The sequence below is a fragment of the Streptomyces sp. NPDC003034 genome, from assembly GCF_053591375.1.
Genome location: NZ_JBSFTS010000010.1, coordinates 155,792 through 171,314, shown reverse-complemented (window position 1 = coordinate 171,314; position 15,523 = coordinate 155,792). Strand labels below are relative to the sequence as shown.

The 15,523-nt window shown below is 73.6% G+C and carries 16 protein-coding genes; 3 read left to right on the top strand and 13 right to left on the bottom strand.

The features are described 5' to 3' along the window. Positions 1-197: 197 nt before the first annotated feature. The 8 genes from ACWDX7_RS13875 to ACWDX7_RS13840 all read right to left on the bottom strand — a co-directional run bounded on the left by ACWDX7_RS13875 (position 198) and on the right by ACWDX7_RS13840 (position 8,886). Positions 198-1,439: a glycosyltransferase gene (locus tag ACWDX7_RS13875; RefSeq protein WP_451493335.1), complete on the bottom strand. Its 1,242-nt coding sequence runs from the start codon at positions 1,437-1,439 to the stop codon at positions 198-200. After that, positions 1,436-2,401, bottom strand: coding sequence for a glycosyltransferase (locus ACWDX7_RS13870; protein WP_451493334.1), 966 nt, complete (start codon positions 2,399-2,401; stop codon positions 1,436-1,438). Before ACWDX7_RS13870 ends, ACWDX7_RS13875 begins: the two co-directional genes overlap by 4 nt. After that, positions 2,398-3,477, bottom strand: coding sequence for a glycosyltransferase family 9 protein (locus tag ACWDX7_RS13865; protein ID WP_451493333.1), 1,080 nt, complete (start codon positions 3,475-3,477; stop codon positions 2,398-2,400). Before ACWDX7_RS13865 ends, ACWDX7_RS13870 begins: the two co-directional genes overlap by 4 nt. Then, a complete protein-coding gene (locus ACWDX7_RS13860; RefSeq protein ID WP_451493332.1) occupies positions 3,474-4,175 on the bottom strand; it encodes a D-glycero-alpha-D-manno-heptose-1,7-bisphosphate 7-phosphatase in 702 nt (233 codons plus the stop codon). The genes ACWDX7_RS13865 and ACWDX7_RS13860 overlap by 4 nt, the downstream gene beginning before the upstream one ends. Continuing rightward, positions 4,172-5,248, bottom strand: a complete 1,077-nt coding sequence (locus ACWDX7_RS13855; protein ID WP_451493331.1) for a glycosyltransferase family 2 protein — start codon at positions 5,246-5,248, stop codon at positions 4,172-4,174. Before ACWDX7_RS13855 ends, ACWDX7_RS13860 begins: the two co-directional genes overlap by 4 nt. Continuing rightward, a complete protein-coding gene (locus ACWDX7_RS13850) occupies positions 5,245-6,909 on the bottom strand; it encodes a carbamoyltransferase family protein (protein WP_451493330.1) in 1,665 nt (554 codons plus the stop codon). Before ACWDX7_RS13850 ends, ACWDX7_RS13855 begins: the two co-directional genes overlap by 4 nt. An 85-nt stretch (positions 6,910-6,994) precedes the next feature. After that, on the bottom strand, positions 6,995-7,957 hold the full coding sequence (locus ACWDX7_RS13845; protein ID WP_451493329.1) for an NAD-dependent epimerase/dehydratase family protein: 963 nt from the start codon (positions 7,955-7,957) through the stop codon (positions 6,995-6,997). A 182-nt stretch (positions 7,958-8,139) separates the two neighbouring features. Continuing rightward, positions 8,140-8,886: an SDR family oxidoreductase gene (locus ACWDX7_RS13840; protein WP_451493328.1), complete on the bottom strand. Its 747-nt coding sequence runs from the start codon at positions 8,884-8,886 to the stop codon at positions 8,140-8,142. Between the two features lie 197 nt (positions 8,887-9,083). Here ACWDX7_RS13840 and ACWDX7_RS13835 point away from each other — a divergent pair, with 197 nt between their 5' ends. Continuing rightward, positions 9,084-9,968 (top strand): oxygenase MpaB family protein, encoded by an 885-nt coding sequence (locus ACWDX7_RS13835; RefSeq protein WP_451493327.1) that lies wholly within the window; start codon positions 9,084-9,086, stop codon positions 9,966-9,968. Between the two features lie 172 nt (positions 9,969-10,140). Continuing rightward, positions 10,141-10,659 carry a DUF6098 family protein gene (locus ACWDX7_RS13830; RefSeq protein ID WP_451493326.1) on the top strand — a complete coding sequence of 173 codons (519 nt, stop codon included), beginning with the start codon at positions 10,141-10,143 and terminating at the stop codon, positions 10,657-10,659. A 90-nt stretch (positions 10,660-10,749) separates the two neighbouring features. On the opposite strand, the gene ACWDX7_RS13825 is transcribed toward ACWDX7_RS13830, so the two are convergent. Then, complete coding sequence (locus ACWDX7_RS13825; protein ID WP_451493325.1) at positions 10,750-11,316, bottom strand: hemerythrin domain-containing protein; 567 nt, start codon at positions 11,314-11,316, stop codon at positions 10,750-10,752. A 208-nt stretch (positions 11,317-11,524) separates the two neighbouring features. Here ACWDX7_RS13825 and ACWDX7_RS13820 point away from each other — a divergent pair, with 208 nt between their 5' ends. Beyond that, positions 11,525-12,061 (top strand): hypothetical protein, encoded by a 537-nt coding sequence (locus tag ACWDX7_RS13820; protein WP_451493324.1) that lies wholly within the window; start codon positions 11,525-11,527, stop codon positions 12,059-12,061. A 71-nt stretch (positions 12,062-12,132) separates the two neighbouring features. On the opposite strand, the gene ACWDX7_RS13815 is transcribed toward ACWDX7_RS13820, so the two are convergent. The 4 genes from ACWDX7_RS13815 to ACWDX7_RS13800 all read right to left on the bottom strand — a co-directional run bounded on the left by ACWDX7_RS13815 (position 12,133) and on the right by ACWDX7_RS13800 (position 15,285). Beyond that, entirely contained in the window at positions 12,133-12,552 is a 420-nt protein-coding gene (locus tag ACWDX7_RS13815; protein ID WP_451491578.1) for a CBS domain-containing protein, read from the bottom strand. Positions 12,553-12,713: 161 nt separating this feature from the next. Beyond that, entirely contained in the window at positions 12,714-13,139 is a 426-nt protein-coding gene (locus tag ACWDX7_RS13810; RefSeq protein ID WP_451491579.1) for an STAS domain-containing protein, read from the bottom strand. Between the two features lie 167 nt (positions 13,140-13,306). Further along, positions 13,307-14,554: an FUSC family protein gene (locus tag ACWDX7_RS13805; RefSeq protein WP_451491580.1), complete on the bottom strand. Its 1,248-nt coding sequence runs from the start codon at positions 14,552-14,554 to the stop codon at positions 13,307-13,309. 23 nt (positions 14,555-14,577) lie between these two features. Next, positions 14,578-15,285, bottom strand: coding sequence for a UdgX family uracil-DNA binding protein (locus ACWDX7_RS13800; RefSeq protein WP_451491581.1), 708 nt, complete (start codon positions 15,283-15,285; stop codon positions 14,578-14,580). Between the last annotated feature and the right edge of the window lie 238 nt (positions 15,286-15,523).

Sequence of the window (15,523 nt, the reverse complement as noted above, 5' to 3'; positions counted from 1 at the left end):
GATGGTCGGACAGGCCGCGGGTGGAAGCGTCCCGTGTCCGTGCCTCCCTCGTTCATCGGTACTGCGCGAAGGGTCCGGGTCGGTGGGTGGACGGGTCGGTGGATCGGGGCGGGTCGGTGGGTGGATGGGTCGGTGGGTGGATGGGTCGGTGGATCGGGGGTCGGTGGATCGGCGGATCCGTGGTGCCGGGTCCGGGGTCAGATCGCTCCCGTCATGGCCGGCCGTGCGGCGAGCACCGAGCGGTACACCGCCTCGGTGGCCTCGGCGACGCTCGCCCAGCTGTAGCGGCTCAGTACGCGCTTGCGCCCCGCCGCTCCGTAGCCGAGCCTGCGGGCGGAATCGGCCAGGAGCGGGGCGACGGCCGCGGCGAGGGCCGCCGGGTCGCCGGGCGGTACGAGCCTGCCGGTGACGAAGTCGGCGATGGTGTCCAGCTGGCCGCCCACCGCGCTGGCGACGACGGGCCGGCCGCAGGCCATCGCCTCCAGCGGCACGATGCCGAAGGGCTCGTAGTCCGCCGGGCACAGCACCACGTCGGCGCTGCGGAGCACCGCGGGGACCTCGGCGCTGGGCACCGCGCCCATGAAGCGCACCCGGTCGGCGACCCCCGCTCTCTTGGCGACGGCCCGCAGCCGGCGGACTTCCGGGTCGTCCCGGACGCGCTCCGCGGCCGGTCCCCCCACCACGACCAGTTCCGTGTGGGGCAGGAAGGCGAGGGCCTGGATGGAGACGGCGGCGCCCTTGCGCGGCACCAGGCGGCCCAGTTGGACGAGCCGGTGGCGGTGGGGGCCGCGTTCGACGGCGGGCCCCTGCGGTGTGAAGACCTCGGGGTCCACCCCGCAGGGCACGATGTCGACCCGGTCGGGCGGGATGCCCATCCGTGCGAGCTCCGCGACCTCGTCGCGGCAGGTGGCGACCACCCGGTCGCCGTGCAGGCCGACCTCCCTCTCGCAGCCGATCCGAGCCGGCGGGCTGGTGTCGGCGTGCCCCTGGTGGCGCCGCTTGACGGTGCCGAGGGCGTGGTAGGTGTGCAGCAGCGGCAGCCGCAGTTCCCGGGTGGCCATCAACGCGGCCAGCCCCGACATCCAGAAGTGCGAGTGCACCAGGTCGGGGGCCTGCCGCTGCCATTCCCGCGTCAGGTAGTGGCCGAAGCCGGTCATGTGCGGGAGCAGCTCGTCCTTGGGGATGTGCCGCGCCGGCCCGGCGGGTACGTGGTGCACTTCCACGCCAGCGCGCATGCGGGTGCGCTCCGGCAGGTGCCGGGCGTCCTTGCGGGTGTAGACCGTGACGCGGTGCCCGCGGTCGGCGAGGGCCCCGGCGAGGCATGCGACATGGACGTTCTGGCCTCCGGCGTCGACGCCCCCCAGGGTGGCGAGGGGGCTGGCGTGTTCCGAGACGAGGGCGATCGACAGCCGCCCCGCGTCGAAGGGGCTGGACGTCATGAGCGCACCTCCGCCATCACACGCTCCCAGTCCGACAGGAAGCGCTTGAGTCCGTACCGTTCGAGGGCCGCCTGACGTGCCCGGGCCCCGTCCTCGGCCGCGGCCCGGGGGTCCTCCAGGTAGCGGCGGGCGGCCCGCGCCAGTACCTCGGGGCGGGTCGACAGGGTCCCGGCGCCGGGCGGGACGGCCTCCACCGCCTCCGTGGTGGCGAGGGCCACCACGGGCATGCCGAGGTGCATGGCCTCCAGCAGCGACAGGCCGAGGGAGGTCCAGCGCACGGGGTGCAGGTAGAACCGGCGCCGCGCCATGGCCGCGTGCAGCTCGCCCTGCGGCAGGTCGGCGGTGCGGCAGCGGTCGGGGGGTACGCCGAGGTGCGCGGCGAGTCCCGCGCTGCGCATGCCGAACACGTCCAGCGGTGCGGCCTCGGCGAGGGCGGGCAGCAGGTCGGTTCCGGTGTAACGGCCGCGCCGTACGGGGTCGTTGACGACCACCGCCGCGTGGGGGATCCGGCCGGTGTACAGATGGCCGGGGTCGACGATGCCGTGCTCGATCACCTCGGTGCGGGTGGAGCCGCTGTCCCAGAACAGCCGGTTGAAGTGCGTCACGTGTACGAGCGTCAGGTCGTCGCGGTCGGCGAAGGGGTGCCTGGTCGTGGGCACGTCGCCGTCCGGGGCGTTGTGCTCCAGGTAGACGGCCGGCAGGTCGCGTCCCGGTCGTCTGCCGCCCAGCCACCGTGCGGCCAGTTCCATCTCGTGGGGGCGCTGGAGGATGACGAGGTCGACCGGCACCTCCCGGAGTTCCTCGGGCGTGAGCTCGCGGACCGAGTCGGGCCAGGAGAAGGTCCGCGCCCGTCCCAGGCCGTCCGGATCGCGTCCGGGGGTCACCGGAACCAGGTAGGTGTGCGGCCCCTGAACGAATGCCGTCGTCCACGATCCGTGTACATGCCACAGCAGGATGTTCATACGGTCGCTCCTCGCTCCGTTTCCGATGAGTCCTCCGCACCCACAGACCGTGTGCGGCGCGCCGGCCGGCCGCCGAGGCGGGCCACTGCCGCGAGTACGTCCGTGTCGAGGACGTCGTCCAGGCACGGATGGCCGCGGACCGGGCAGTGGCGTGCCCTGCTTCCGCGGCACGGTGCGCTCTGGTCGCCCAGCAGCACGTGCTCGACGCCGTACGGGCGCCAGCGCTCGGCCGGCACCACGGGGGCGAACAGGCAGGCCACGGGTGTACCCACCGCGGCGGCGAGGTGCGCGGGCCCGGTGTTGCCGACCAGTACGGCGTCGGCGCGGGCCAGGACTCCCGCGAGGTGGCGCAGGTCCCCGGTGACGCCGCCGAGGTCGAGGGCGTGCCGCCCGGCGACCTCGGCGGTCAGTTCCCGCTCGGCCGGGCCTCCGGTCACGACGACCCGGTACCCGGCGCGGTGCAGGGCCGCGCAGGCGCGTGCGGCGCGCGCCGGACTCCAGGCGCGCGCCGTCACCGCCGCACCCGGGTGCAGCACCACATACGGGTCCCGCCCGGTCAGATGCGTGCAGTCGGGCGGTTCACTGACACGAAGGTCCCCCCCGTCGCCTCGCGGCAGCGCGAAACCGGCGTCCACCGCGAGGTCCAGGGCGGCCTGCGCTTCGTGGCGGTCGGGACGTCGGTGGTGGCGCAGGTCGAGGAGTGCACCGGGATAGTCTTCGCAGTCGGCGGCCGTCCAGCGGACGCCGGCGAGTTTGAGCAGCAGGGCGGCCGGCAGCGGGCTCTGGTGGTAGGAGACGAGGATCAGCGCGCGGTCGAAGCGGCCGCGGGACACGGTGGCGATCAGGTCGAGCCAGGGGCCGTTGGACACGGGTACGGGTTCCAGACCCACCCAGGGGGCCTCGTAGACGAGCACGTCGTCGACGCCGGGCAGCAGCCGGGCCGCCGGCGCGCCCTGCGGACCGCACAGCAGCGCGGTGTGGGAGGAACCGTGTGCGACGGCGCGCAGCGCGGGTCCGGCCAGGATGACGTCGCCGGCGCTGTCCAGCCGGACCACGAGCGTGCGCGGGGCGGTCATCGCACACCGCTCGGCGTGCGCACGGTGTCGGTGTCGTCGGCTCCGGTGTTTAGGACGAGGCGGACGGCCGCCAGCAAGTCGGGGGCCGTCTCCAGGGCCCGGCGGACCTCGTCGGGCCGGGTGAGGGCGGTGGGCACCAGGATCCCGCGGGCCCCGGCGGCGCGGGCCGCTTCCATGTCGGCGCCGATGTCGCCGATGACGACGGTGCGGCCGGCCGGTACGCGCAGCCGCGCGCAGGCGGCGAGCACCAGTCCGGGGGCCGGCTTGCGGCAGTGGCATCCGTCGTCCGGTCCGTGCGGGCAGACGGCCCATACGGCGAACGGTCCCATGAGGGCGTCCACGCGCCGGCGCACAGCGTCGACCTGGTGGCGGGTCAGCAGCCCGCGGGCCACCCCCGACTGGTTGCTGACCACGCCGACCGGGATGCCGAGGGCGGTCACCGCGGCGACGGCCTGCCGGGCCGAGGGCATCGCCAGGACGCGTCGGGGGTCGCCGTTGTAGGGCACGTCCACGACGAGCGTGCCGTCGCGGTCGAAGAGGACCGCCGCCGGGAGGGCGGGGTCCGCCGCCGCGCCGTCGGATGACGAGGGGCCGCGCGCGGGTGCGCAGGGGAGCCCGCCGGACAGCCAGGGGCCGTCGGCAGTGGAGGCGGCGGAGGCGTTCTGCGCCGGACCCGTCGGCGGGAGGCGGCCGTTCATGCCCGTACCTGCGCGACGGCCCGCTCCGCGGTGCCCGCCGGGAGGGGCCCGGGCCCGGGGGACGCGAGGGGGCGGGCGCGGCGGTGGACGGCCAGGCCCCGCAGCCAGTGCCAGCTGGCGGTGGGAGGGATGAGTGCGCTGGTTATCGCCATGGCGGCACTCTCCTCGCGGGTGCGCGGCCCCGGCGCGATCCGGGCCGCGGCGAACTCGGCGGTCCCGGCCAGCCATCCGGCGGCGCACAGCGCGGCGGCGCCGGGCCGGCGCAGTGCGGCGCAGGACAGCGCCGCCAGGGCCGCGCCGGTCACCAGCAGGTGCCGTGGGAGTCGTCCGCGCGGTGCCTGCGCCCGGCTCCACCAGTCCCGGCCGTGCAGCCGGGTCATCAGCACGTCGTCGGCGTTCCCGGCCTGCTGGCGTACGGAGATCCAGCGGTCGGCGGGCCGGACGGGGTGGGTGGTGCGGCGGCTGCCCGCCGCGAGGGTCCAGCCCGCGTCCTGGACGCGCAGTGCCAGGTCCGCGTCCTCGCGGTAGGCCCGCCGGAAGCGCTCGTCGAATCCGCCGACGGCTTCCAGGGCCTTCCGGCGGTAGGCCATGTCCGCGGTGATCCACCGGGCGCTCGCCAGCCCCGCCGTATTGCGTTCCCAGTCGGTGGGGCGGCGGTCGGCGGGCAGGGGCACGGTGATGCGCGCGGTGACACCGGCGGTGCGGTCCGCCGCGCCCGAAAGGTCGCGGGCCAGCTGCTCGCACCAGTCCGGAGCGGGGACCACGTCGTCGTCCAGGAAGACGACCCACGCCACCGTGCCGGCCACCCGCCAGCCCGCGTTCCGCGCGGCGGCCGGCCCGCGGCCGCCGGTGCTCACCACGGTGGTGAGCGGCCGCAGCGCCTCGGGGACCTTGGCGAGCGGCCCGGCGCCGCGCGGCGCCCGCCGGTCGTCCACGAGCACCACCCGGTCCGGCCGGGGCCCGCGGGCGTGCGCCAGCGCCGTGAGGCAGGTGTTCAGGCTGGGGCGGCCGAGGGTGGGGATGACGACGGCGTACGCGGGGGCCGCGTGCCGGGCGCCGGGTGTACCGGTCATCGCGACCACCCGTCGTCGCCCGAGCCGAAGAAGGTGCCGCGCCGGACGGCGTACGGGCCGATGGCGAGGAGGTCGACCGGTGAGGAGCCGAAGCATTCCAGCGCTTCGCGCGGGTCGTCGACCATGGGCCGGCCCGCCGTGTTGAGGCTGGTGTTGACCACCACGGGCAACCCGGTGAGCTGCTCGAACTCGCTGAGCATGCGGGCGACCAGCGGTTCGGACGCCGGGTCGACGGTCTGGATGCGGGCCGTCCCGTCGACGTGTACGACGGCGGGGATCCGCTCCCGCCACCCCGGCGCGACCTCGTGGACGAAGAGCATGTACGGGCTGGGGATCGGCCCGTCGAAGATGTCCGCCGCCCGGTCGGCGAGGACCATGGGGGCGACCGGCCGGAACTGCTCGCGGCCCTTGACGTCGTTGAGGCGTTCGAGATTGCCCGCGTGGCCCGGATGGGCCAGCAGCGAGCGGTGGCCCAGTGCCCGCGGCCCGTACTCCGAACGTCCCTGGAACCAGGCGACGACGGCGTTGTCGGCCAGGGCGCGCGCCACGGTCGCGGCGATGTCCGGCGGGCGCTCGAACGGCACGGCGGCCGTCTTGAGGAGGGCGCCGAGCTCGGCGTCGGACCATTCGCGCCCCAGATCGGCTCCGCCCATGGGCTCCGGCTCGTCCCCCAGGCCGGCGGAGAGCAGCAGCGCGCCGCCCAGGGCGGTGCCGGCGTCGCCGGCGGCGGGCTGTACCCAGACCCGGGAGAAGGGCCCTTCGCGCGCGATGCGGGAATTGGCCACGCAGTTGAGGGCGACGCCCCCGGCGAGCGTGAGCACCTGGTCGTGCGTCTGGCCGTGCAGCCAGCGCGCGAGGTCCAGCAGTGTCTCCTCCAGTACGGCCTGGGCGCTGGCCGCCACGTCCGCGTGGTCCTGGGTCCAGGGCTCCTCCGGGTCGCGGGGGGCGCACAGTTCGTGCCAGGGGACGCCGGTGGCGCGGAAGCCTCCGTCGCCGGTGGGGTGGACGTAGCGACGCAGTTCCGCCAGCATGCGCGGCCTGCCGTGCGAGGCCAGGGCCATCACCTTGAACTCGTCCGAGGAGCGCAGGAATCCTAGGTGGGCGGTGAGTTCCTCGTAGACGAGGCCCAGCGAGTGCGGCAGGTCCTGGGCGTACAGCGGCTCAAGCCGGTCATGGACGCGCCGCGCCGCCAGATGGGAGGCGCGCTCGCCGCGCCCGTCCAGCACCAGCACGGAGGAGGTCTCGGCGCCGTCCGCGGCGAAGGCTCCCGAGGCGGCGTGGGCCATGTGGTGCGGGACGAAGCGGACGATGCCCCGGTCCAGGCCGGGAAGCGCCGTCGCGAGGAACCCCGGGGCCTCCCGCGCGTACATCAGCCTCAGGTGGTCCCACGGGTCGTCCAGGCCCATGGCATCGGCGGACAGCGCGAGATCGGGGTCGAAGGAGTAGGCGACGGCGTCGAGGTCCTCGGGACGCAGTCCCGCTCGCTTCAGGCACCAGGCCGCGGCCTGTTCGGGCAGCTCCCACGCGGAGAACGGCAACGGGCGCTTGCCGTGCTTGCGGCGCGAGAACCGCTCCTCCTCGGCGGCGGCGACGGTACGCCCGTCGACGACGACCGCGGCGGCGGGGTCGTGGAAGAGGGCGTTGATCCCGAGAATGCGCATGATGACAGCCTTTCGATGAGGAGCGCGCCAGGCCCTGCCGGTGCCCGCGGGCACCGCGAGGGCATTGGGCCGTGACAGCCGGGGGTCAGCTGTCCGGGTGCGCGCGGAACCAGGCGATGGTCCGCCGCAGTCCCTCTTCGGCCGTCACCGTCGGTTCCCACTGGAGCTTGTCGTGCGCCAGCGTGATGTCCGGACAGCGCACCGCCGGGTCGTCCGTGGGGCGCTCCACGAAACGGATCTCGGAGCGGGAACCGGTCAGTTCGATGACCCACTGGGCCAGTTCCAGCATCGTGATCTCGTTCGGATTGCCGATGTTGACGGGGCCGCGCATCCCGTGGGCCGCCGCGGCGAGGATGCCGCGCACCGTGTCGTCGACGTAGCACAGCGACCGGGTCTGGAGGCCGTCGCCGGTGACGGTGAGCGGCTCGCCGGCCAGGGCTTGGCGGACGAAGGTCGGGACGGCACGGCCGTCGTAGCCGCGCATCCGCGGACCGTAGGTGTTGAAGAGGCGCACGATGCCGGTGTCGGTACCGTGCGCGCCGGCGTCGGCGGTGGTCAGCGCTTCACCGAAGCGCTTGGCCTCGTCGTACACGCTGCGCGGGCCGACCGGGTTGACGTTGCCCCAGTACCGCTCGTTCTGCGGGTGCTCGTGCGGGTCGCCGTACACCTCGGATGTGGACGCGAGTATGAAGCGGGCGCCCGCCTTGTGGGCCAGTGCCAGCGCGTTGCGCGTGCCGAGGCTGCCCGTCTCCAGGGTGTGCAGCGGCAGCCGCAGGTAGTCGGCGGGTGAGGCCGGCGAGGCGAAGTGCAGGACGAGATCGGGCGGCCGCTCGACGGTGAAGGGCTGGGAGACGTCGGCCTGGTGGAAGACGAAGCCGGGCCGGTCCCGCAGGTCCGCGATGTTCTCGGGGCGTCCGGTACTGAAGTCGTCCAGGCAGGTGACGTCCGTACCCGCGTCCATCAGGGCGGTGCACAGGTGGGAGCCGACGAAACCGGCACCGCCGGTGACGACGGCGTGCTCCCAGCGGCGTGGGGCTGCTGTGTTCATGGAAACCTCCTCTGACGAGCGGACTTCGAGTTGTGCTCACCCTGCGTCGGACCGCGCCCTTCGGCACGCGGGGATACGGCATTGAGGTGATTCACGGGCCGTTAGCCCGTCGGCCGGGGCGGGGCGGGCATCCGCCGGCCCCGACAATCCGGGAGCCGGCCGGCGCGGCGGACCCGGCGGTGTCACGGCCAGGACGGCTCCCGCCGGGGGACGACCACCAGTTCCGACACCGCGCTGCCCGCCGGCACCGAGAGGGCGTACAGCACCGTGTCCGCCACGATCTCCGGGCTCTGCAGCATGGAGACGTCGGCGTCGGGGAAGCGGTCGAGGATGAACGCCGTCTCCATACCGCCGGCGATGATGCCCGTGACGCCGATGCCCGGGCAGTCCCGCTGAGCCTCCTTGAACAGGGTGTGCGTGAAGGCCCGCAGTCCCGATTTGCTCGCCGAGTACGGACCGGCCTCCGTCCACGTCCGGTTCGCCGCGGTCGACAGGATGTTGACGATGTGGCCTCCGCCCTGGCGGATCATCCGGCGGTAGGTCTCCAGGCACAGGTACATCGGCCCCAGCAGGTTCGTGGTCACCACCCGTGTGACCTCCTCGGCCGTCAGGTGCTCGATCGGCTTCGAGACGTCGACGGCCGCGTTGTTGACGAGGATGTCCACCCGCTGGCCGTCCTCCTCGGTCTCCCGCAGGACCGCGGCGACCGCGCCCGCGTCGCAGACGTCCATCGCGACGAAGCGCGCCTTGCCTCCGGCTGCCATCAGCCCGGCGCACAGTTCCTGCGCCAGGTCCTCGCGTACGTCCGCCACCAGGACGGAGGCGCCGGCGTCGGCCAGCCTCCGCGAGATGGCGGCGCCCAGGCCCCGCGCTCCGCCGGTCACCAGGGCCTGCTTGCCGTGCAGGTTTCCGTATACCGCGCCGCCCATGCCGCTGTGCCTTTCCTCGGTCCGGCGGTGGCCGACGCAGGGTTCGACCGCGCTGCCGCCGCTCTTGCCCTCCACTGTGCGGAGCCCCGCGCGAGCGGGCACGCCGGGTTACGCCACTGCGCCCCCTACGCCCCCGGATCGGGCGACGGCCACCGCGCACTGCTGACAGGAGCCGGGCCGAAGACCACAATGGAGGGATGGCAGCGTCGTCCGCCCCTGTGCTGGCCGGGCTGCGGGAACAACTCGGCCGCAGCCTGTTCCACCGCGTCGCCGGTGACGCCGGTCCGGCGAACCGGGCCCGCATCCACGGCACGGCCGGGCCGCGCTGGTTCGGCCCCGAGCGGCCCGTCCGCCGGGTCCACGGCGACGCCTCGATGTTCATCGGAGGGCTGCGCGCGCTGCTGCTCCAGTCCCTGCACCCGCTGGCGATGGCCGCTGTGTCGGCCCATTCCGGATTCCGCGGGGACCCGTGGGGGCGGCTCCACCGCACGAGTACCTTCCTCGCGGTCACCACGTACGGGACGGCGGAGCACGCGCAGCAGGCGGTCGATCACGTACGGGCCGTTCACGAGCGGATACGCGGAACGACCGCCAGCGGCGAGCCGTACCACGCCGGTGACCCGCATCTGCTCGCCTGGGTCCACATCGCCGAGATCGACAGTTTCCTGCGGGCGCACCAGCGGTACGGCGCCCACCCGCTCGACGGAGCCGGCTGTGACGCCTACATCGCCGACACCGCTCGCGTGGCCACCGCGCTCGGCGTGCCGGATCCGCCGCTCAACAGGGCGGAGCTCGCCGAGCGGCTGCTCGCCTACCGGCCGGAACTGCGCGGCACGCCCGAAGCACGGGACGCCGCGCGCTTCATCGTCCTCCACCCGCCTCTCCCCCTCGTCGCGCGCCCGCCGTATGCCGTGCTCGCCGCGAACGCGGTCGGCATGCTCCCGGACTGGGCGCGGTCGGAGCTGGGGCTGCCCTGGCTGCCGGCGGTGGTGGAGAAGGCCTGCGTGCGGCCCACGGGCCACGCGATGACAGCGGCCATCCGCTGGGCCATGGGCACGCCTGCTCCGACCCGGGACCGCTGAGCGGGCGCCGTACCGGTCCTGGACCGGCCCTGAGCCGTGACGCTCGGGCAAGAAGAGCGCGGCGGCGTGGACGTTAGGAGCGGCGCCCGCCTGGGCAGGCGCCCGCTGACGCCGCGCACCGCGAGATGGCCGTGCGGCGGACTGGAAGCACTGCACTACCCGGGAGGACCAGGTGGATGGGGACGCGCGGCTCCCGACGCTCAGGAGCCTGGACGAGGTCGCCGAACAGCTGACGGACACCGCGCAGGTGTACGTACGCTGGTCGCGCGGCCCCGACACCGACCTCGGCACGGCCCCGGGCGCCGACCCGGGGAGGGACCCGGCCAGGGGCTCGGGCGGGGAGTCGACTGCGCGTACGCGTACGGCTCGCAGCTCTGACGAGCTCACCGGCACCCCGCTGCCCGGGCTGTCGGCCAACCCGCTCGCCGTGGAACCCTGGTGGGGAAACCGGCCGCTCCGGATCTGGGTCGCGCGGCGCCTGCACGACTACAGCCACCTCCCCCGGATCAGAGGTGCCGACGTGCGGCCGTGGCTGCTCAAGGGCAGGGAAGTCGGCCGTGGACCGGACAACGAGCCCCTCGTCGGTGACGTGGAGCCGCTGGCCTGGATCGAACTCGGCGTCATCGAGGAGGCCACGAAGGAGATCACGATGCAGCCGGGCCGGTGGGGTCCCATCCAGCGCACCCCCTGAGGGACCTGCCGAAGCCCCTTCCAAGACTGGCAGAGCCGTCTTGGAAGGGGCTTCGTCGGCGGACGCGGCTTCGTCGGCGGACGCCGTTGTTCAGGAAGGCTCTTTGCCGCGCCCGGTCATCGCGTCGCGCAGCCGGTCCACCAGCCCGACGCCGGGGGCCAGGAGCTTGTTGGCCGGCGGCTTGTCCGGGGCGGAGGGGTGCGGGCGGGTGGGCGCCGTCTTCTTGGCCTGGCGCACCTTGTCACCGAGACCGTCGAGTACGTCCTGCGAGCAGGCGGCCCGCAGGCGCGGGAAGAGGTCGTTCTCCTCGTCGGCGACGTGCGCCCGGATCTCCGCCATGAGCTGCATGATCATCTCATCGAACCGGGGGTCGTCGGCGTCGCACCCCTCAAGCGCCTTCATGGTGCGCTCCGCCGCGGCGTGGTCTTCGAGTTCCTTGTCCGCGATGCTGTCGCCGTTCGGCAGGTGTTTCCGCGCGGCGGGATACAGGTACGCCTCCTCCGCCACCGAGTGCCGGACGAGTTCCATGGTCACCTGGTCCGCGTACTGCTTTCTCCGGGGGTCACCGGAGGGCAGTTCCTCGATATTGGCGAAAAGCTCCTCGACCTCCTGGTGGTCGGCCATCAATTCCGCGATCACGTCTCCGCCGTGCCCCATGGGGAGTCCCTTCTCCGCAATGTGCTCCGAAATGCTGCGGTCCTCAGTGAAACCCGCCGACCCCGCGGAGCGAGCTTCCACGCGCTCCGCGTGTCGGCCCCGCGTCCTCACCCATGCACTGTGACCTGGCCCATTCCGCAAATGGCCCTGAGGCGATAGAGTCCCGTCCTCCCCCATTCGCCCCGCTTCTTACTCCGAATTGGCCACCGTGTCCGCAGACTCCCCCCTCTCCTCCCTGATAGCCGCGACGGCTCAGTGGCTCACCCACGCCTACCCGGCCGCCGGGGGCGCCTTCCAGCGCGGTCTGGCCGAGGCGCAGGCCCGCCAGGCCGTCACCGTCGCCGCGTGGCTGCGGTACCCCACGGAGCTGGACGCAGAGCTGATGGGGCTCCTGGGACCCGGCGGCTCGGCGCGGCTCGACTGGATCACCGGCGCCGAGCCCGAGGGGTCCGACGACGACACCCAGCCGCACGCGTGGCGCAGCTGGGTGGACGAGGTCGTGGCGAGCTGGGCCGCTTGCCTGCTGGGCACCCCCGCCCTGGTGAGCGCGGCTCTGACGGCCCTACCGGGGACGGAGCGCGCGACGGGCGGAGCCGTCGAATTCCGGCGCCTGACCCATCCGACCGAGAACGACTGGCAGGCGGCGGCGCTGCTCCGCCACCCCGACCTCCTCGCTCCCGTCGCCGACCTGCATCAGGAACAGCTCAAGCAGCTCCTCCAGGGGACGGCCTCCCCCGCTTGCTGACCCGGCCCCGGCATGGTGGCGCCGGCCCCCGCCGTGCGGCGGGGGCCGGCGCCACGGCCGGGGCCGACGCGTCAGGTGTTGGACTCGGCGGCGCTGATATCGGCGAGCGCGGACTTCTCGTCGCGCTCGATGGCGAGGTCACCGAGGGAGACGATGCCCACGGCCCGGTCTCCCTCGACGACGGGCAGCCTGCGCAGTGAGTGGTCGCGCATCAGGCTGACGGCCCGGTCGACGTCGTCGTCGGGGCCGACGCTGACGACGTCCGCGCTGCAGATCTCGCCGACGGTCGTGTTCTCGGGATCCTTGCCCTCGGCGAGGGCGCGAACGACCAGGTCCCGGTCGGTGACCAGACCGCGCAGATGCCCGTCGTCGGTGACCAGCACGTCACCGATGCCCTCGTCGCGCATGCGGCATGCGGCGTCGTGGACGGAGGTGCCCTCGCCGACCGTGACCAGACGCTCGGTCATGATCTCTCGAATCTTCTGAGCCATCATGTACTCCTTGAGGTGTGGGCGGACTGCGGCCACGGGACGGCCGCACACCGTCCGCACAGCGCCCCTTCCCCTGCCCCGGCGCCCTATTCAGGCACGGGAGGGTCACCCGGCGGCGCGGCCCCGGTACGGCGCGGCTCGACGGGCCACCCGCGGCGCACCTACCCGAGGGGCAGGCTCTCCCCCTCGGCCGCTTCGCCGGCAGCGCGGTGGCGTTCACGTTCGGCGCGCTCCTGGATCATGCGGCGGAAGCCGACCAGAGCGCTGTGCTTGGCGGAGTACGGTCCGGCGCCGGGCAGACCCGCGATCGACCCCATGAGCCGCCGGGGCTGGGGCTGCCAGCCCACGACGAGCACGCGGAAGCCGCGGTGCTCGGCACGCCGGTGCAGTTCGAGGAAAAGCAGCAGGCCGGAGGAGTCCATGAAGGGCACCTCGTGCACGTCGATCAGGGCGACGGCCGCCTCCGGAGGGACCACGTCCAGCACCTGCCCCAGGACCGGCCCGGCGGCGGCGTCCAGTTCGCCCGCCGCGCTGATGAGGACCGTGTTGCCGGCGCACTGGATCACCGTATGGAAAGAGGCCGTCATGGTGGTGCCCTTCCTGCTGCCAGTTGGCCGCACTGGCGGGCGCACTGCCGCAGCCCGAGAGCACATCCTGCCTCCGGGGAAGCCCTTCGCAGGCCCAGGCGCGCCAGAGGAACCGTTTCTCTCACCGCGGCGAGGGCCGGTGGTTCTCAGGGGACAGCTGACCGCCGTTACCGGCGCCCGGCCTTCTTCCGGCCCGAGGCGCGCGCCCCGACCGACGTCCGGCGTACCCGCTGACCCATGCGGTGCAGGCGCGGATAGCGTTCCCGCTGCGTGCGGGAGTGCCGGTCCAGTTCCTCCAGGAGCCGTTCCGAGCGCTTCTCCACGCCCAGCTCGTCCAGGACGCGGTCCGCTTCGGCGAGCAGCGCCCCGTACAGATGCCACTCCTCCGGGTGGTCCCGTACCTCCTCCAGCAGCAGATCGGCGAGGCGGTCCCGGCTGACGCGCGCGGTGTGCAGTTCCTGCGTCAGCCGGGCCTCGGCCTCCTCGGCGTTGGCGCTGACCTGGGCGGTGATCAGTTCGGCGAAGGACTCGACGGCGATGGCCGTATGCCCGTAGAGGTCCTGCAGGGCGCCGGTGACGGGGTGGGGCAGGAGGGGGCCGTCCTCCGCCCGGACCTTGGCCAGGTCGGTCAGCGTCCGGCAGGACACCCGCAGGACCACGGCGCAGATCTCCAGGGTGTCGAGCCCCGTGCGCAGCACCAGGCGGAACAACGTGCCCTCGCGGACCCGGGGATTGAAACGCAGGCTGTCCTCCGCCTGCCGCAGCGCCGCGTCGACCAGCGCGATGTCGTTGTCGAGCCGGCGTGCCTCGTGCAGCCGGGCGGCGGCCTCCTCGACGGTCGTGCGGCCGCCCAGGGCGGTGCTGATGTGCAGCAGCAGGGTCTGCATGCGCTCGGCCAGGTCGGTGATGGCATCGCTGGCGGGCTGCACCCAGACCGGCGGCACGAAGAGCACGTTGAACAGCAGACCGACCGCGGCACCGATCAGCGTCTCCAGCACCCGGTCCCACGCCGTGTCCGCCACCCTGGTCACGCCGAGGACCAGCATCGCGCTGATCGCCACTTCGGGCACGAACTCGCCCGCCTTCACGACGCGGCCAATGACGAGGGAGGCGAGGATGATCAGCCCCAGGCTCCACCAGGTCAGCCCCACCAGGGCACTGAAACCGATCGCGATGAGGACTCCGGCGACCACCGAGTTGACGCGCCGGACCCCCGTGGTGAGCGTGGTGTACAGCGTCACCTGCACCACGAGCAGGGCGGTGAGGGGAGCGGTCAGGGGAGCGGGCTCGCTGCTCAGTTGCAGCGCGACGACGTACGAGACGACGGCGGCGGCCGTGGAGCGGACCGCCTGGACGACGGCGGGCTCCCGATAGCGGCGCACCAGATTGCGCAGGGTCCGGGAGCGTTCACCCACGCCGTCTCCCCGAAATATGCGGCTCAATTCAGCGCCTTCGCGGCGACGCGCAGGTCGGCGAGGAGTCCCCGGTAGGCGGCCTCCCGGTCGGGGGCGCGCAGGACGGCCGAGGGGTGCACGGTCGCGAGCAGTCGCGCGTGCCCCGGCGCGGTCCCGGCCGGGCTCTCGCCCAGGGCGTCCGGGTCAGGCATGGGCAGCAGGACGCCGCGCTGCTCGGTCACCCGGAACGAGTTTCCGAGGAGGGCCTTTCCGGCCGTGCCGCCGAGGGCGATGACCAGATCGGGGTCGATGACCCGCAGTTCCGCCGCGAGCCAGGGCCGGCAGGCTTTCATCTCGCGCAGACTGGGCGCCTTGTGGATCCGGCGTTTGCCGCGTTCGGCGACCGTGTGCTTGAAGTGCTTGACGGCGTTGGTGAAGTACACGGGTTCGTCGTCGATGCCCGCTTCGCTCAGCGCCTTGTGCAGGAGCGCTCCGGCGGGCCCCACGAAGGGTTCGCCCCGGCGGTCCTCCTGGTCTCCGGGCTGTTCCCCGACGAGTACGAGGCGTGCCTCGGCCGGGCCCGCTCCGAACACCGTCTGCGTCGCGTCCTCGAACAGCGGGCAGCCGCGGCAGGAGGCCGCGGCCCGCCTGAGGTCCTCCATTGCGCCCCTGGCGGGTACGAAGGGTCCGGCGTCGTACTCCGTGGGCGCGGAGGCCGGGCGATCACCATGGGTGTCCGCTCGTGCGTCCATCGATACCACCCTCTTCTCCGTGCCCTCGGTGAGCGCGACCCTCGGTGAGCGCGCGCCCGTTCTCCCGGCACCCGGAACTGCTCCCGGCCCGGGCGACCGGCCGTGGACGCACGGCGCTCCCCCCGCCTGCCCGCCGGGTAGGGAAGTAATCACACCAATCGCCCGTTGTCCGAGGCCAGCGGCATAGCACTGTCTGCCGGAAGGGGGCCGGTGGCCTCGCCGGCCACTGCGCCGACGA

What these genes read in the sequence shown, in the direction of transcription:
- ACWDX7_RS13840 (WP_451493328.1), bottom strand. Translation starts at nt 8,886, where the DNA reads ATGGGCGGCGCGGTATACGGAAACCTGCACGGCAAGCAGGCCCTGGTG.
- ACWDX7_RS13835 (WP_451493327.1), top strand. Translation starts at nt 9,084, where the DNA reads ATGGCAGCGTCGTCCGCCCCTGTGCTGGCCGGGCTGCGGGAACAACTC.
- ACWDX7_RS13865 (WP_451493333.1), bottom strand. Translation starts at nt 3,477, where the DNA reads ATGACCGCCCCGCGCACGCTCGTGGTCCGGCTGGACAGCGCCGGCGAC.
- ACWDX7_RS13855 (WP_451493331.1), bottom strand. Translation starts at nt 5,248, where the DNA reads ATGACCGGTACACCCGGCGCCCGGCACGCGGCCCCCGCGTACGCCGTC.
- ACWDX7_RS13870 (WP_451493334.1), bottom strand. Translation starts at nt 2,401, where the DNA reads ATGAACATCCTGCTGTGGCATGTACACGGATCGTGGACGACGGCATTC.
- ACWDX7_RS13825 (WP_451493325.1), bottom strand. Translation starts at nt 11,316, where the DNA reads ATGGGGCACGGCGGAGACGTGATCGCGGAATTGATGGCCGACCACCAG.
- ACWDX7_RS13815 (WP_451491578.1), bottom strand. Translation starts at nt 12,552, where the DNA reads ATGGCTCAGAAGATTCGAGAGATCATGACCGAGCGTCTGGTCACGGTC.
- ACWDX7_RS13875 (WP_451493335.1), bottom strand. Translation starts at nt 1,439, where the DNA reads ATGACGTCCAGCCCCTTCGACGCGGGGCGGCTGTCGATCGCCCTCGTC.
- ACWDX7_RS13800 (WP_451491581.1), bottom strand. Translation starts at nt 15,285, where the DNA reads ATGGACGCACGAGCGGACACCCATGGTGATCGCCCGGCCTCCGCGCCC.
- ACWDX7_RS13810 (WP_451491579.1), bottom strand. Translation starts at nt 13,139, where the DNA reads ATGACGGCCTCTTTCCATACGGTGATCCAGTGCGCCGGCAACACGGTC.
- ACWDX7_RS13860 (WP_451493332.1), bottom strand. Translation starts at nt 4,175, where the DNA reads ATGAACGGCCGCCTCCCGCCGACGGGTCCGGCGCAGAACGCCTCCGCC.
- ACWDX7_RS13845 (WP_451493329.1), bottom strand. Translation starts at nt 7,957, where the DNA reads ATGAACACAGCAGCCCCACGCCGCTGGGAGCACGCCGTCGTCACCGGC.
- ACWDX7_RS13850 (WP_451493330.1), bottom strand. Translation starts at nt 6,909, where the DNA reads ATGCGCATTCTCGGGATCAACGCCCTCTTCCACGACCCCGCCGCCGCG.